The 14,919-nt window shown below is 70.8% G+C and carries 14 protein-coding genes; 5 read left to right on the top strand and 9 right to left on the bottom strand.

The window, feature by feature from the left end; genetic code table 11:
* Positions 1-5 precede the first annotated feature (5 nt).
* Both ACOFKX_RS00385 and rpoH read left to right on the top strand, forming a co-directional pair.
* Positions 6-959, top strand: a complete 954-nt coding sequence (locus ACOFKX_RS00385; protein ID WP_419825119.1) for an RluA family pseudouridine synthase — start codon at positions 6-8, stop codon at positions 957-959.
* A 60-nt stretch (positions 960-1,019) separates the two neighbouring features.
* Complete coding sequence (rpoH, locus tag ACOFKX_RS00390; RefSeq protein ID WP_419825120.1) at positions 1,020-1,931, top strand: RNA polymerase sigma factor RpoH; 912 nt, start codon at positions 1,020-1,022, stop codon at positions 1,929-1,931.
* A 36-nt stretch (positions 1,932-1,967) separates the two neighbouring features.
* Here rpoH and queE read toward each other — a convergent pair whose 3' ends face one another.
* The 7 genes from queE to ACOFKX_RS00425 all read right to left on the bottom strand — a co-directional run bounded on the left by queE (position 1,968) and on the right by ACOFKX_RS00425 (position 8,031).
* Entirely contained in the window at positions 1,968-2,609 is a 642-nt protein-coding gene (gene queE / locus ACOFKX_RS00395) for a 7-carboxy-7-deazaguanine synthase (RefSeq protein ID WP_419825121.1), read from the bottom strand.
* The gene (queC, locus tag ACOFKX_RS00400) at positions 2,606-3,349 is read right to left on the bottom strand and encodes a 7-cyano-7-deazaguanine synthase QueC (RefSeq protein ID WP_419825122.1); all 744 of its coding nucleotides are present in this window, start codon (positions 3,347-3,349) and stop codon (positions 2,606-2,608) included. Before queC ends, queE begins: the two co-directional genes overlap by 4 nt.
* A gap of 176 nt (positions 3,350-3,525) precedes the next feature.
* A complete protein-coding gene (locus ACOFKX_RS00405) occupies positions 3,526-4,425 on the bottom strand; it encodes an Hsp33 family molecular chaperone HslO (RefSeq protein WP_419825123.1) in 900 nt (299 codons plus the stop codon).
* A gap of 52 nt (positions 4,426-4,477) precedes the next feature.
* Complete coding sequence (gene argF, locus ACOFKX_RS00410) at positions 4,478-5,407, bottom strand: ornithine carbamoyltransferase (protein WP_419825264.1); 930 nt, start codon at positions 5,405-5,407, stop codon at positions 4,478-4,480.
* The gene (locus ACOFKX_RS00415; protein ID WP_419825124.1) at positions 5,404-6,594 is read right to left on the bottom strand and encodes an aspartate aminotransferase family protein; all 1,191 of its coding nucleotides are present in this window, start codon (positions 6,592-6,594) and stop codon (positions 5,404-5,406) included. Before ACOFKX_RS00415 ends, argF begins: the two co-directional genes overlap by 4 nt.
* A gap of 79 nt (positions 6,595-6,673) precedes the next feature.
* A complete protein-coding gene (locus ACOFKX_RS00420; RefSeq protein ID WP_419825125.1) occupies positions 6,674-7,150 on the bottom strand; it encodes a hypothetical protein in 477 nt (158 codons plus the stop codon).
* A 35-nt stretch (positions 7,151-7,185) separates the two neighbouring features.
* On the bottom strand, positions 7,186-8,031 hold the full coding sequence (locus tag ACOFKX_RS00425) for an ABC transporter permease (RefSeq protein WP_419825126.1): 846 nt from the start codon (positions 8,029-8,031) through the stop codon (positions 7,186-7,188).
* Positions 8,032-8,087: 56 nt separating this feature from the next.
* On the opposite strand from ACOFKX_RS00425, the gene ACOFKX_RS00430 reads away from it, so the two are divergent.
* The 3 genes from ACOFKX_RS00430 to ACOFKX_RS00440 all read left to right on the top strand — a co-directional run bounded on the left by ACOFKX_RS00430 (position 8,088) and on the right by ACOFKX_RS00440 (position 12,202).
* Positions 8,088-8,780 (top strand): GcrA family cell cycle regulator, encoded by a 693-nt coding sequence (locus ACOFKX_RS00430; RefSeq protein WP_419825127.1) that lies wholly within the window; start codon positions 8,088-8,090, stop codon positions 8,778-8,780.
* Between the two features lie 192 nt (positions 8,781-8,972).
* Entirely contained in the window at positions 8,973-10,952 is a 1,980-nt protein-coding gene (parE, locus tag ACOFKX_RS00435; protein WP_419825128.1) for a DNA topoisomerase IV subunit B, read from the top strand.
* A 215-nt stretch (positions 10,953-11,167) separates the two neighbouring features.
* Positions 11,168-12,202, top strand: coding sequence for a sodium:calcium antiporter (locus ACOFKX_RS00440; RefSeq protein WP_419825129.1), 1,035 nt, complete (start codon positions 11,168-11,170; stop codon positions 12,200-12,202).
* A gap of 450 nt (positions 12,203-12,652) precedes the next feature.
* On the opposite strand, the gene ACOFKX_RS00445 is transcribed toward ACOFKX_RS00440, so the two are convergent.
* A complete protein-coding gene (locus tag ACOFKX_RS00445) occupies positions 12,653-13,456 on the bottom strand; it encodes an arginyltransferase (protein WP_419825130.1) in 804 nt (267 codons plus the stop codon).
* Positions 13,457-13,603: 147 nt separating this feature from the next.
* Complete coding sequence (locus ACOFKX_RS00450) at positions 13,604-14,845, bottom strand: threonine ammonia-lyase (RefSeq protein ID WP_419825131.1); 1,242 nt, start codon at positions 14,843-14,845, stop codon at positions 13,604-13,606.
* Positions 14,846-14,919 lie beyond the last annotated feature (74 nt).

Genomic DNA, 14,919 nt, shown 5'->3' on the forward strand with positions numbered 1-14,919 from the left:
AGCCGATGAACCGGGGGGTTTCCATCACGCAGGCGACGATCCCGGCCGAGGCCGACGGCTGGCGGCTGGACCGCGCGCTCGCCGCCGCGCTGCCGACGCTCTCGCGCGAGCGGCTGAAGGTGCTGATCGCCGCAGGCGAGGTGACGCGGGGCGGCAACGCCACGCGCGATCCGGCGGCGAAGGCGCGCGCCGGTGACGGTTATGCGGTGGCGATCCCCGATCCCCGCCCGCCGGGCAACGCGGCGCAGGACATCCCGCTGGTCGTCGCCTACGAGGACGAGCACCTGATCGTCGTCGACAAGCCAGCCGGTCTCGTCGTCCACCCGGCGGCCGGTAATCTCGACGGCACGCTGGTCAACGCGCTGCTCCACCACTGCCACGGCCAGCTCTCGGGCATCGGCGGGGTGGCGCGGCCGGGCATCGTCCACCGCATCGACAAGGACACGTCCGGGCTGATCGTGGCGGCCAAGCATGATCGCGCGCACGAGGGCCTCGCCCGCCAGTTCGCCGATCACTCGATCGAGCGGCGCTACCTCGCCATCGCCGACGGCGTGCCGCTCCGCCAGGCGGGCACGGTGGACGCGTCGCTCGCCCGCTCGGAGCGCGACCGCCGCAAGGTGGCGATCGTGGCCGAGGGACGCGGCAAGCGCGCCGTCACCCATTGGCGGCTGGTCGAGCCGCTGGATCACGCCGCGCTGATCGAATGTCGGCTGGAAACCGGGCGCACGCACCAGGTCCGCGTTCACCTCGCCTCGATCGGGCATCCGCTCATCGGCGATCCGGCCTACGGACCGCGCGGCGGACGGCACTTCGCGCTCGCGAATGAGTTGGGGTTCCGGAGGCAGGCACTGCACGCCGCGGCGCTCGGGTTCGAGCATCCGGTCACAAGGCAGGCTTTGTCGCTGCAAAGCAATATACCACCCGATATGCAGCTTTTGTTCAGCGCGCTTTCGGTATAGATGTTACCGGTCGGTACGGGGCGGTTCCCCGCGTGCCGCAGGCGATTTGGAGGGCAGGTCATGGCGGCATCCACGGCAAAGGTCCCGGCGACCATTCCGGCGCTCGGCGGCGAGCAGAGCCTCAACCGGTACCTCTCGGAGATCAGGCGCTTCCCGATCCTGACCGCCGAGGAGGAGTATATGCTCGCCAAGCGCTTCTCCGAGCATGGCGATACGGAGGCGGCGTCCAAGCTCGTCACCTCGCACCTGCGGCTCGTCGCCAAGATCGCGATGGGCTATCGCGGCTACGGCCTGCCCACCTCCGAGCTCATCTCGGAGGGCAATATCGGCCTGATGCAGGGCGTGAAGAAGTTCGAGGCCGATCGCGGCTTCCGCCTCGCCACCTACGCGATGTGGTGGATCCGCGCCTCGATCCAGGAATATATCCTGCGCTCGTGGAGCCTCGTGAAGATGGGCACCACGGCGGCGCAGAAGAAGCTGTTCTTCAACCTGCGCCGCATGAAGTCCAAGCTCGACGCGTTCGAGGACGGTGATCTCCACCCCGATCACGTCGCCAAAATCGCCAAGGATCTCGGCGTCACCCATGACGAGGTGACGTCGATGAACCGCCGCATGGCGATGGGCGGCGACTCGTCGCTCAACGCGCCGATGCGCGAGGATGGCGAGGCCCAGTGGATGGACTGGCTGGTCGACAACGACCCGCTTCAGGACGAGACGTTGGCCGAGGAGGAGGAGAAGGGCGTCCGCCACGATCTGCTCGTCGAGGCGATGGACGACCTGAACGATCGCGAGAAGCACATCCTCGCCGAGCGTCGGCTGTCCGACGATCCCAAGACGCTAGAGGAGCTGTCCCAGGTCTATGGCGTCAGCCGCGAGCGCGTCCGCCAGATCGAGGTGCGCGCCTTCGACAAGCTCCAGAAGGCGATGCTGCGGCTCGCCGGCGGACGCGGGCTGGTCCCGGCGCTGGCCTGAGAAGCGATCGGCGGAGGCGACCGGCGGTCGCCTGCGCTATCGCACCCCGATCAGCTTGTGCGTCTGCACCGACAGCCGCCACCTGGGGTGCTGGAGCACGTAGCGGATCGCCGCCTGGCGGTTGGCGGTCGCGCCCGGCCCGTCGAGCGGCTGGACGAGGTGGTGCGTGAAATCCCACGCCTCCATCGCATCGGGATCGATCCCGGGCTGTGGCCACACAAGCTTCAGCTCGTCGCCCGAACGCTGCACCACCCGCGTGCCCGCCTTGGGGCTCACGCAGATCCAGTCGATCGCGCGCGGCACCGGCAGCGTGCCGTTGGTCTCGATCGCGATCTTAAAGCCGGCGGCGTGCAGCGCGTCCACAAGCGCGTCGTCGACCTGGAGCATCGGCTCGCCGCCGGTGACGACGACCAGCCTGGGGCCGGGCTCCTCCAGCCCCTCCGCCCAGCGCGCCTCGACCGCATCCGCCAGCGCGGCGGCGTCGGCGAAGCGGCCGCCACCGTCGCCGTCCAGCCCGACGAAGTCGGTGTCGCAGAAGGTGCAGTCCGCGCCCGCCCGATCCGCCTCGCGCCCCGACCACAGGTTGCACCCGGCGAAGCGCAGGAAGACGGCGCGCCGCCCGGCGTTGATGCCCTCGCCCTGAAGCGTGACGAACATCTCCTTGACGGCGTAGCTCATGACGAGCCCGCGCCGTCGCTCGGCTGTTCGGCATAGGCGGTGGGATCGGGCAGCCCGGCCTCCGCGAAGCCGCGCGAGCGTAGCCGGCAGCTGTCGCACAGCCCGCAATGCAGAGCGTCCTGCGGATCGTAGCAGGACCAGCTCATCCCCGCGTCGAGCCCCAGCCGATCCGCCTCGCGCACGATGTCGGCCTTGGTCATGCGGAGGAGCGGCGCGGCGACGCGGAAGCGATCGCCCTCCGCGCCCGCCTTGGTGGCCACCGCCGCCATCGCCTCGAACGCGTCCACGAAGGCGGGGCGGCAGTCGGGATAGCCCGAATAATCGAGCGCGTTGATGCCGAGGAACAGCTCGCGCGCGCCCGCCGCCTCCGCCCAGCCGAGCGCGAGGCTGAGGAAGATGGTGTTGCGCGCGGGCACGTAGGTGACGGGGATGCCGGCCCCCTCCCCGCCCAGCCCCATGCCATCCTTGGGCACCGGTATGTAGGCGGTGAGCGAGGAGCCGCCGAACGCGGTCAGGTCGATCGGCAGCACGACGTGGCGCACCGCCCCCAACGTCGCGGCGATCCGCCGCGCGGCGGCGAGCTCGATCAGGTGGCGCTGGTTGTAGTTGATGGTGAGCGCGAGGAGATCGAAGCCCAACTCGCGCGCGAGCCCCGCCGCCACCATCGAATCGAGCCCGCCCGAGAGCAGCACGACGGCCCGAGGCCGGCCTTCCGGCTTCCCGTTGTTCGCTGACGTCATGGAGCCCGCCCGCTAGTCGCGCGCGGGCGGCGCCGCAACCCACAAGGGAGGGCCGCCCGATCGCAGGAGGGGGCGGCCCAGTTGGCCCCGAGGGGCTGCTAGGAAGGCATGCGTACCAACGTCCGTACGCGCCCGATCTAGCGCTGTCGACGTTAACCTGCGATTGCCGACGCGGCTCATTCCACCGTCACCGGGAAGGAGCGCGCGCAGAATTCGCAGTCGACGCGGATCGTGCCGTCCGCCTCCGCCATCGCCGCGCGCTCGCTCTCGGGAAAGCGGGAGAGCACGTCGCGGACATGATCGGGCGAGCAGCGGCAGCCGCGCGCGAGGTGCGTGGGGGCGAGCAGCCGCACCTCCTCCTCCTCGTGGAACAGCCGCCACAACAGCTCGTCGGCGGGCAGCGTGGCGTCGGTCAGCTCGGCCGGGCTGATCGTCGAGGCGAGCGCCAGAACGTGCCGCCACTCGGGATGGTCGAGCCGCGTGTGCAGCCGCTCGCGCCCCTCCTCGCCCTCGGGCAGGTGCTGGACGAGCAGCCCGCCCGCCACCATCCGGCCGGCGCGATCCTCGCCGACCGATACGCGCACCAGGCTCGGGATCTGCTCGGACTGCGCGAAATAATGTTCGGCCGCTTCCGCCAAAGATCCGCCCTCCAGCGGCACGATGCCTTGATAGCGTTCGCCGGAGACGGCCTGATCGAAGGTGATGGCGAGATAGCCCTTGCCGAACAGCCCGAACAGCGACGGCTCGACGGGCGCTTCGGCCAGCCGCTCGGCGTCGTGGCGCAGATAGCCGCGCATCTCGCCGCCGCGATAGTCGACGACGAGCAGGTCGATCGCCCCGCCCTCGGTCTGCGCCTGCAGCGTGAGCTGGCCCTCCGCATGCTTCAGCGTCGCGCCGAACAGCGCGCCGAGCACCAGCGCCTCGGCCAGCACGCGGGCGAGCACCGGCGGATAGGCGTGGGCGGCGAGGATGGCGTTCAGCGCCGGCCCCAGCCGGGCGACGCGCCCGCGCGCGTGGCGCGACGCGATGGTGAAGCCCTGGACGGTGTCGAGCGCGGTGGCGGCGGTGTCGGTCATCGCGCGGGATATCGGAGGGAGGACGCCCTTTCGCTACCCCGTACCGACGCCGCTACCCGATCCTGCCCAGGCACCACAGCAGCACCGCCTTCTGCGCGTGCAGCCGGTTCTCCGCCTCGTCCCAAATCGCGGACTGCGGGCCGTCGATCACGTCCGCCGCCACCTCCTCGCCGCGATGCGCGGGCAGGCAGTGAAGGAAGGTGGCGGTCGGGGCCGCCGCCGCCATCAGCGCGGGCGTCACCTGATAGGGGGTCATCGCCGCGAGCTTCGCCTCGGCATGGTCCTGCCCCATCGAGATCCACGTGTCGGTGACGACGATGTCAGCGCCCGTCACCGCGCGCACGGGATCGCGCTCCAGCGTGACGCGACCGCCGCGCTGGGTGGCGCCGCCGATCGCGTCGTCGTGCGGATCATAGCCCTCGGGTCCCGAGACCACCGTCTCAAAGCCCATCAGCGCGCCCGCCTCGATGATCGAGTGGAGCACGTTGTTGCCGTCGCCCAGCCACGCCCAGCGCGAGCCGCCAAGCGATCCGCGCCGCTCAATCACCGTCTGCATGTCCGCCATCACCTGGCAGGGATGCGACCAGTCGGTCAGCCCGTTGACGACGGGGACGGTGGCGTGCGCCGCCATCTCGACGAGCTTGGCGTGATCGTCGGTGCGTATCATGATCGCGTCGACGTAGCGCGACAGCACGCGCGCGGTGTCGGCCACGCTCTCGCCGCGCCCGAGCTGCATCGCCGAGCCTTCGAGGACGATGGTGGTGCCGCCGAGCTGGCGCATCGCCATGTCGAACGACACGCGCGTGCGGGTCGAGTTCTTCTCGAACAGCATGGCGAGCGTGTGGCCCTCCAGCGGTCGGTCGGCGTCGGCGCGGCCCTTGGGCCAGCCGGCGCGCGCGGCCTTGCGGGCGGCCGCCTCGCGCAGCATCGCGGCGATGCCGTCGGCGCCGGCGTCGGAGAGGTCGAGCAGGTGGCGCATCAGTCGTCCGATGGCGGCACGTAGCTGCGCGCCGCCTCGGAGAGCTTGGACACGAACTCGTCGATATGCGCCTGCCCGATGGTGAGCGGCGGTAGCACGCGCACGACGTTGTCGCCTGCCGCCACGGTCAGCAGGCCGTGGTGGTCGCGCGCGTGCGCGACGAAGCGGCGGCTGTCGGACTTCATCTTGAGGCCCAGCATCAGCCCCATGCCCCGGACGGATTCGAAGAGCTGATCGTGATTGGGGATCATCTGCTCGATGGCCTGGCGCAGCCGGTCCCCGGTCGCGCGCACGCCGTCGAGGAAGCCGGGCGCCAGCACCACGTCGAGCACCGCGCCGCCGGCGGCCATCGCCAGCGGGTTGCCCCCGTAGGTGGAGCCGTGCGTACCGATCACCATCCCTGACGCCGCCTTCTCGGTGGCGAGGCACGCGCCGAGCGGAAAGCCGCCGCCGATGCCCTTGGCGGAGGCCATGACGTCGGGCACGATCCCGTACTGCTCGTGCGCGTAGAGCATGCCGGTGCGCGCCATGCCGCACTGCACCTCGTCGAGCACCAGCAGCAGGCCGCGCTCGTCCGCCAGCCGGCGCAATCCCCGCAGGAACTCCGGCGAGGCCGGCCGGATGCCGCCCTCCCCCTGCACCGGCTCGACGAGGAAGCCCGCAGTCGTGTCGTCGATTAGCGCCTCGGCCGCCGCGAGATCGTCGAAGGGCGCGTAGCGGAAGCCCGGCAGCAACGGCTCGAAGCCGGAACGGAGCTTCTCCTGGTCGGTCGCCGAGATGGTGCCGATGGTGCGGCCGTGGAACGCGTTCTGGAACGCGATCAGCGTGGTGCGCTCGGGCTTGCCGGTGGCGAAGTGGTAGCGCCGCGCCGTCTTGATCGCGCACTCCACCGCCTCGGCGCCCGAGTTGGTGAAGAACACGGTGTCGGCGAAGGTGGCGTCCACCAGCCGCTTCGCCAGCGCCTCGCCCTGCGGGGAGCCGTAGAGGTTGGAGACGTGGATCAGCGTCGCCGCCTGATCCTGGATCGCCTTCGTCAACACGGGATGGCCGTGGCCGAGCAGGTTGACCGCGATGCCGCTCGCGAAGTCGAGGAAGCGGCGGCCTTCCTCGGAGATCAGGTAGGCGCCCTCGCCGCGCACCGGCCGCACGTCGCACCGCGGGTAGACGGGCATCAGCGGGGTGATCGGCATGGCCTCGCGCTCCAACGCAAAAAGGCGGCTCTGATCGGCCGCCTCATGCGCGTCCTCTATCCTCGTCGCGTGAGGGCGGTCAACCGCGCGCGGACCGCGCCTCGATCAGCCGGGTGGCCTCGGCATAAGCGCCGGCGGTGGCGGCGCCGTAAACGGCGTGATGGAGGAGATCGATCGCGAGCGCCTGCCGCGACCAGCGGGTCGGCGGCTCGCATGCGCCGAGCGCCGTCATGATGGCGTTGCCCGCACCCCACGCGCCTGCCGCGAACAGCGGCGCGCGCGCCGCCGCCGGGGCGCGATCGAGCAGCGCCACGCCGAGCCCCAGCGTCGTGCCGAACGCGAAATGCGCGGCGGTGGACAGCCGCGCCTCGTCGGCCGGATCGTAAAGTGTGACGCCGGTGAGCGTCTCCGCCGCCTTGGCGGGCACCATCGAGGGGCCGCGCCCGGTCGCCCACATCTCGGTCTTCTGCGACAGCAGCATCACGGTCGCGCCGACGAGCCCCGCGCCGAGCGCGAGGGCGAGCTTGGCGCCGAGGCCGATCGATGCATCCTTCATGCGCTCCGAACCGACCGGAAAGCGGCCGGTTCCCCTCAGCTCTTGATCCGCCAGCCGCGCTTCAGCAGCGTCCAGCACAGCAGCCCGAGCGCCAGGTTCACCGCCGGCAGCGCCACCGCGCCCACCGCCAGCGGCGAGTCCGAGACGCCCAGGAACCCGGCGCGGAAGCCCGAGATGACGTAGAAGATCGGGTTCAGGTGGCTGATCGCGCGGAACGTCGGCGCCAGCCGCTCGACCGAGTAGAAGGTTCCCGAGAGCAGCGACAGCGGCTGCACCACGAAGTTGGTGACGGCGGCGGCGTGATCGAACTTCTCCGCCCAGAGCGACGTCAGCAACCCCAGGAAGGCGAGCAGCAGCGATCCCATCAGCCCGAACCACAGCACCAGTTCCGGCCGCGCGGGCGCGACATGCACGCCCGGCCACAGCGCCATCGCCAGCCACACCGCGAGCCCGACGAGGAAGGCGCGCGTGACCGCCGCGCCGATCAGCCCCGCCAGCAGCTCGCCCGCTGAAATGGGCGGCATCAGATAGTCTACGATCGTGCCCTGCATCTTGCCGACGAGCAGCGAGAAGGAGGAGTTGGCGAACGCGTTCTGCATCGCGCCCATGATGATGAGCCCGGGCGCCACGAAGTCCGCGAAGGGGATCGTCGCGCCGCCGACATGCACCGGACTGCGCGCGCCGAGCGCCACCGTGAAGATCACGAGGAACATCAGCGTTGTGATCGCCGGCGCCCAGATCGTCTGGAGCTGCACCTTGAAGAAGCGGCGCACCTCCTTCACATAGAGCGTCCGCACGCCGATCCAGTTCATCTTCCGGATCACCGGCACGCCGGGCTCTGCGTGCGCGACGATGGCGGCGCGCGGTTGCAACTCTGACATGGGTCGCGACTAGACGGCGCGGCGGCGGCCGACAAGACGGATGGAGTGGCGACGCGATGGCGTGGACGGACGAGCGGATCGAGAAGCTGAAGACGCTGTGGGGCCAGGGCCTCACCGCGAGCCAGATCGCCGACGATCTCGGCGGAGTCAGCCGCAACGCGGTGATCGGCAAGGCCCACCGCCTGGGGCTGGAGAGCCGGCCCTCGCCGGTGAAGCCGGGCGAGACCGCGCAGGCTGCCGACGTCACGACGCCCGTATCCGACGCCCCCGAGCCGGTTCAGGTCGAGGCGCCGCAGCCCGAGCCGCTTCGGTCCGACGCCGCGCGCGCCGATGTGGCGCCGCCTGCGCCCGTCGTGGCGCTCCCGGAGACGCTTGCCGAGGAGGACGCGGCGGCCGACTTGCCGCCGCCGCGCCCGGAGCCGGTGTACCGCTCGATCGGCCCCGGCGGCTTCCAGCGCCAGCAGCCCGGCGAGCAGCAGGCGCCGATCCCGCCCGCGCCGCCGCGCCGGCTGGTGCCTGCCAAGACCTCGGCCGAGTTCGCCGGCAAGACGTCGCTGCTCGATCTCAACGATCGCATCTGCAAGTGGCCGCTCGGCCATCCCGGCGAGCCCGACTTCCACTTCTGCGGCGTTCAGGTGAATCCCGGCTTCCCCTATTGCGTGCAGCATTGCGGCCTCGCCTATCAGGCGCAGCTCCCCCGCCGCGACCGGCGCCCGCCGCCGCTCCCCTTCGGCGGCCCGCGCCGGTAACGCACGTCCGTCGTCGTTCCGTGCCCTGCGAGGGGAGTCGTATGGCCTTCAACGCGATAGGCATCGTTCTTCATCGCGCCAGGAACATGCCGACCTGCGATGCGCGAGCATCGCGCGGGGCGGCCGAAGCTATCTGACGATCGCGGCACAGGACAGGTCGACCTGGCTTCCGGTCCGCCCTAGGCTCCGCGCATGGCCGACGACCTTTTCGCCTCCGCCCCCGCCGCCCAGGGCAGCTACGACGCCTCCGCAATCGAGGTGCTGGAGGGGCTTGAGCCGGTGCGCCGCCGTCCGGGCATGTATATCGGCGGCACCGACGAGCGCGCGCTCCACCATCTCGTCGCCGAGGTGCTCGACAACGCGATGGACGAGGCGGTCGCCGGCCACGCCACCCGCATCGAGGTGACGCTCGGGCTCGGCAACCGCGTGACGGTCGTCGACAACGGGCGCGGCGTGCCCGTGGACGAGCATCCGAAATATCCCGGCAAGAGTGCGCTCGAAGTCATTCTGACGACGCTGCATTCCGGCGGTAAGTTCTCCGACAAGGCGTATCAGACCTCCGGCGGGCTCCACGGCGTCGGCGTCTCGGTGGTCAACGCGCTGTCGACCGAGACGGTGGTCGAGGTCGCGCGCAACCGCGAGCTCTATCGCCAGCGCTTCGGCCAGGGGCATCCGCTCGGACCGCTGGAGAAGCTGGGCGCGGCGCCCAACCGGCGCGGCACGACGGTGGCCTTCACCCCCGATCCCGCGATCTTCGGCGAGCTGAGCTTCAAGCCGCAGCGGCTCTACCGGCTCGCCCGTTCCAAGGCCTATCTGTTCGCCGGCGTCGAGATACGCTGGCGCTGCGATCCCGCGCTGATCGAGGGCGGCGACACGCCGGCCGAGGCCGTGTTCCAGTTCCCCGGCGGCCTCGCCGACCACCTCCGCGAGCAGATCGGCACCCGCGAGTGCGCCACCGCCGAGCCCTTCGCCGGGCGGCAGGATTTCGCGGGCGGCGCCGGCTCCGTCGAGTGGGCGGTGGCGTGGCCGCTCTACTCCGACGGCTCGTACAGCTATTACTGCAACACCATCCCCACCCCCGACGGCGGCACCCACGAGCAGGGGCTGCGCGCGGCGCTGACCAAGGGCGTGCGCGGCTTCGCCGAGCTGATCGGCAACAAGCGCGCCAAGGATCTCGCGCCCGAGGACGTGATGACGGGCTGCGAACTGATGCTCTCCGTCTTCGTGCGCGATCCCCAGTTCCAGTCGCAGACCAAGGACCGGCTGACCTCGCCCGACGCGGCACGGCTGGTCGAGAATGCGGTGCGCGATCACTTCGACCATTTTCTCAGCCACAACAGCGATCGCGGTCGCGCGCTGCTCGGCACCATCCTCGATCGCATGGACGAGCGGCTGCGCCGCAAGGCCGAGCGCGACGTCAAGCGGAAGACGGCGACGTCCGGCCGCAAGCTCAGGCTGCCCGGCAAGCTGACGGATTGCGCGTCGGACAGCCCGGACGGCACCGAGCTGTTCATCGTCGAGGGCGATTCGGCGGGCGGTTCGGCCAAGCAGGCGCGCGACAGGAAGACGCAGGCGGTGCTGCCGATCCGCGGAAAGATCCTCAACGTCGCCTCCGCGAACATCGCCAAGATCCTGGCGAACCAGGAAATCGCCGATCTCATCCAGGCGCTGGGCTGCGGCACGCGCGATCGCTGCGACGCCTCGGCGCTGCGCTACGAGCGCGTCGTCATCATGACCGACGCCGACGTCGACGGCGCCCACATCGCCACGCTCTTGATGACCTTCTTCTTCCAGGAGATGCCCGACGTCGTGAAGCGCGGCCACCTCTACCTCGCGCAGCCGCCGCTCTACCGGCTGACGGCGGGCGCAAAATCCGAATATGCCCGCGACGACGCGCATCGCGCCGAGCTGGAGCGCACCGTCTTCAAAGGCCGCAAGGTGGAGATCGGCCGCTTCAAGGGGCTGGGCGAGATGATGCCGCAGCAGCTCCGCGAGACGACGATGGACCCGAAATCGCGCACGCTCATCCGCGTGACGCTGCCGCAGGAATATGAGGAACGCGCGGGCGTGCGCGATCTCGTCGAGCGATTGATGGGGCGCGAGGCGGCGCACCGCTTCGCCTTCATCCAGGAGAATGCCGCGCGCCTCGACGAGGAGGAGATCGACGCCTGATCCGCGGGCGCGATGACAGGCGCGTGACACGCGCGCCCGCCTGGGTTAGGCTCGCCACGTTCCTTGGGGAGTAGCCGCCCGCTGCGTCAGCGGGGGGCACGTCAACATGATCGGTGTCGGCCGGCGACGGCTGGCCCGTGGCGTGTCCGGCCGGTGGGCTTGGCAAGACCTTGGTTCCGCGATCACGCGCCACGGGGCGGCGCGTGCGCGGGCCGATGGTCGCGCCCTCCCGAGACGTGCCGATGCCGCCGCTGCTCATGCCGTTCGCGCTGCTGATCGTCTCGGCCGGCGCGATCTACATCGCCTGCGAATATTTCGTGAACGGCGTCGAGTGGGCGGGCCGCAAGTTCGCCTTCGGCCAGCAGGCGACGGGCACCGTGCTCGCCGCCTTCGGAACCGCCCTGCCCGAGAGCGTGGTCACGCTGGTGGCGGTGTTCCGGGGATCGCCCGAGCAGAAGCAGATCGGCATCGGCGCCGCGCTCGGCGGGCCGCTCGCGCTCTCGACGCTGGCCTATGCGGTGGTCGGCATCTGCCTGCTGCTCGGGCGCCGCACCTTCTCGCAGACGGGCGCCAATCGCGACTGGTTCCGCGGGCTGGCGGGCGACCAGGCGTGGTTCCTGGCGATCTTCGCGTGCAAGCTGGCGCTCGGCGTCGTCGCGTTCGCGGGCAAGCCGTGGCTGAGCGTCGCGTTCCTGCTCGCCTACGCGGTCTATTGCTGGCGCGAGGTGCGCGCGCCCACGCCCGGCGAGGAGGAAGGCGTGCTCGAACGCCTCAAGCTCGCGCCGCGGCTGGAGGTGCCCACCTCCGCGCTCGTGCTGGCGCAGGTGCTCGCCTCGCTGGTCGTGATCTTCGTCGCCTCGCGGCTGTTCGTGCGCCAGCTCGACGCGCTCGGCCCGCATCTGGGCCTGCGCCCGCAGGTGCTGGCGCTGCTGCTCGCCCCGCTCGCCACCGAGCTGCCCGAGACGCTGAACGCGGTGATCTGGGTGCGGCAGGGCAAGACCAGGCTGGCGCTCGCCAACATATCGGGCGCGATGATGATCCAGGCGACGGTGCCCACCGCCTTCGGCCTGTTCTTCACGCCGTGGCTGCTGCAACCCGCGCTGCTGCTCGCCGGCGGCGTGACGGCGGCGACGATCCTGACGATGTACGTCGCCTTCTCGCGCGGATGGGTGTCGCGCACCTTCCTGGCGTTGGTGCCGGTCTTCTACGTCGGCTTCATCGTCGCGGTGCTGATGCTGCGGCTGGAATGAGCTTGACATCTGTAACCATATCGGATATTTTGCCGCCGCGTTCGCTCACCTGCCTGACGAGGCGGGCGCGGGCGGACGGGATGGGACGGCCCTGGGGCTTCATCGCTCGGGAGTCGTCCGACGGCCGGCGCGCTAGGCACCCGGAGGGTAGCCTCGCGACCTGATGTTCAACCGGCCGGCGAGGCTGCGGGGTCCGTGCTCAAGCGACCCCCGATTCCTCGTCCGCCCCTACCGGGAAGCTCCCGCCCCGCCTCGAAGTCCGCCACGCGGAACAGGGCGGCCACCCGGGAACAGGCCCTCGCGGGGAAACGATGGCATCCCGCACCCCTCCGCGCGCCACGAAGCACGCGAGGGCGCCGGCCGTCCTCTCCTCCAGCGGCGGGAGAGGTGCGCCCGCAAATCCAACATCGGCGGCACGACCATTCCGAGCCGATCGGCGCGTGACGCCACTCAGGGCGTGCCGACGAGCTGCTCCTTCGACGGCAGCGGTGCGCGGCGGCGGCGCGCCGGCGCCGGCGCGGGGGGATCGAACGCCATCCAGCCGCTCGCGGCCAGCCGCTCGATCGGGCGGAAGCGCGTCTTGTACTGCATCCGGTCCGATCCCTCGACCCAGTAGCCGAGATAGACGTAGGGCAGCCCCGCCTCCGCGGCGCGCCGGATATGGTCGGCGATGACGTAGGTGCCCAGCCCGTCGCGTCCCTCGCAGCCGGGATCGAAGAAGCTGTAGATCATCGACAGCCCGTCGCCCTGCTTGTCGGTGAGGCAGGCGGCGACGAGCCGGCCGGGACGCGCGCCGTCGGAGGGCTCGCGATACTCGATCATGTAGGTGCGCACCGGCGTCTGCTCGACCATGTCGGCGAAGTCGAACTCGTCCATATCGGCCATGCCGCCGCCGGGGTGGCGGACGGCGAGATAGGCGCGCAGCAGCCGGAACTGCTCCTCGGTGGTCCACGGCTTGCAGGCGGTGACGACGAGGTCGGCGTTGCGGACGAGCGTGCGCTTCTGGCTGGCGGTGGGGCGATAGGCGTCGGCGCGCACCCGCACCGAGACGCACGCCTGGCACCCATGGCAACTCGGCCGGTAGGCGACCGCCTGCGAGCGGCGGAAGCCGATGCGGCCCAGCGCGTCGTTGAGCTCGCCCGCGTGCGGCCCGGCAAGCTCGGTGAACACTTTCCGCTCCGTCCGCCCCGGCAGATAGGGGCACGGGCTCGGCGTCGTCACGAAGAAGCGCGGGAAGCGGATAGGCGCGCTCACCTGATATCGAGACCCCGTCTGGCGGACGCCCGAGATGGGCACCGCGCCGGTACGTTGCACGGGCGGCGGAGGCCACGCAAACCGAAAAAGCCGGCACGCGCATCGTTTCGCGACGAAGCGGGACCCCCCGCGCGGCGGGATGCGGGATCAGGCAAGCTCGACTCGGCTCGCCTCGTAGCCGGCGTCCGCCAGCGCCGCCATCAGCCGTTCGAGGTGGGCGGCGTCGCGCGTCTCGCACTCGATGTCGGTAACGAGCCCCTTGGCGGGCAGCGTGGTGAACACGCGCTGGTGATACACCTCGATGATGTTGACCTGCTGCTCCTCGAATACGCGCGCGACGTTGAACAGCGCGCCCGGCCTGTCCTTCAGCCGGATGCGCAGCCGCGCCAGCCGTCCCGATCGGGCGAGATCGCGCAGCAGCACGTTGGCGAGCAGCCGCGTGTCGATGTTGCCGCCGCACAGCACGATGCCGACGGTGCGCCCCGCGAAGCGCGCGGGGTGGGCGAGCAGCGCGGCGAGGCCGGCGGCGCCCGCCCCTTCCACCACCGTCTTCTCGATCTGAAGCAGCAGCGATACCGCGCGCTCCAGATCGCGCTCGGAGACGAGCAGGACCTCGTCGACCAGCTTCGCCACAATCGCGGCGGTGATCGCGCCGGGGCGCTTGACGGCGATGCCCTCCGCCAGCGTGTCGCCCTCGCAAGGCAGGTCCCTGCCCTTCAGGTGCGCGTACATCGAGGGATAGAGTTCGGCCTGCACGCCCACCACCTCGATGCCGGGCTTCAGCGTCTTGGCGGCCGTCGCGCAGCCGGACGCGAGCCCGCCGCCGCCGATCGGGATGGCGAGAAGGTCGATCGCCGGCACGTCCTCCAGCATCTCGATCGCGACGGTACCCTGCCCGGCGATGATCGCGGGATCGTCGAAGGGATGGACGAAGACCTGGCCGCGCTCGTCGGCGATGCGGTACGCCTCCGCCTGCGCGTCGTCGAAGCGCTCGCCGTGCAGGATCACCTCGGCGCCATGGGCCTGGGTCTGCTGGATCTTCACGGTCGGCGTGTGCCTGGGCATCACGATCGTCGCCGGGATGCCGAGCCGCGAGGCGTGATAGGCGAGGCCCTGCGCGTGGTTGCCCGCCGACGCCGCGATCACGCCCCGCGCGCGCTCGTCGGGGGTGAGCTGCGACAGCTTGTTGAGCGCGCCGCGCTCCTTGTAGGCGGCGGTGAACTGGAGGTTCTCGAACTTCAGCCATACCTCCGCGCCCGTCACCTGCGAGAGCGTGCGCGAGTAGAGCGTCGGCGTCCGCACGATGTGCGGCGCGACGCGGGCGTGGGCGGCGCGGATGTCGCCGATCGTGACGGCCGCTGCATCGGCGGGGGTGGCGAGCGTGGCCATCGGCGCGGATTAGGCGGTGTCCGCCTCGACCGCAATGGCGCCGCCCGCCCGCCGAAGAAGGGTTGGCGGCCCGC

Origin of the sequence: Sphingomonas sp. (assembly GCF_965200105.1) — a bacterium.
Taxonomy (GTDB): Bacteria; Pseudomonadota; Alphaproteobacteria; order Sphingomonadales; family Sphingomonadaceae; genus Solisphingomonas.

What these genes read in the sequence shown, in the direction of transcription:
- ACOFKX_RS00385 (WP_419825119.1), top strand. Translation starts at nt 6, where the DNA reads ATGAACCGGGGGGTTTCCATCACGCAGGCGACGATCCCGGCCGAGGCC.
- rpoH (WP_419825120.1), top strand. Translation starts at nt 1,020, where the DNA reads ATGGCGGCATCCACGGCAAAGGTCCCGGCGACCATTCCGGCGCTCGGC.
- queE (WP_419825121.1), bottom strand. Translation starts at nt 2,609, where the DNA reads ATGAGCTACGCCGTCAAGGAGATGTTCGTCACGCTTCAGGGCGAGGGC.
- queC (WP_419825122.1), bottom strand. Translation starts at nt 3,349, where the DNA reads ATGACGTCAGCGAACAACGGGAAGCCGGAAGGCCGGCCTCGGGCCGTC.
- ACOFKX_RS00405 (WP_419825123.1), bottom strand. Translation starts at nt 4,425, where the DNA reads ATGACCGACACCGCCGCCACCGCGCTCGACACCGTCCAGGGCTTCACC.
- ACOFKX_RS00415 (WP_419825124.1), bottom strand. Translation starts at nt 6,594, where the DNA reads ATGCCGATCACCCCGCTGATGCCCGTCTACCCGCGGTGCGACGTGCGG.
- ACOFKX_RS00420 (WP_419825125.1), bottom strand. Translation starts at nt 7,150, where the DNA reads ATGAAGGATGCATCGATCGGCCTCGGCGCCAAGCTCGCCCTCGCGCTC.
- ACOFKX_RS00425 (WP_419825126.1), bottom strand. Translation starts at nt 8,031, where the DNA reads ATGTCAGAGTTGCAACCGCGCGCCGCCATCGTCGCGCACGCAGAGCCC.
- ACOFKX_RS00430 (WP_419825127.1), top strand. Translation starts at nt 8,088, where the DNA reads ATGGCGTGGACGGACGAGCGGATCGAGAAGCTGAAGACGCTGTGGGGC.
- parE (WP_419825128.1), top strand. Translation starts at nt 8,973, where the DNA reads ATGGCCGACGACCTTTTCGCCTCCGCCCCCGCCGCCCAGGGCAGCTAC.
- ACOFKX_RS00440 (WP_419825129.1), top strand. Translation starts at nt 11,168, where the DNA reads ATGGTCGCGCCCTCCCGAGACGTGCCGATGCCGCCGCTGCTCATGCCG.
- ACOFKX_RS00450 (WP_419825131.1), bottom strand. Translation starts at nt 14,845, where the DNA reads ATGGCCACGCTCGCCACCCCCGCCGATGCAGCGGCCGTCACGATCGGC.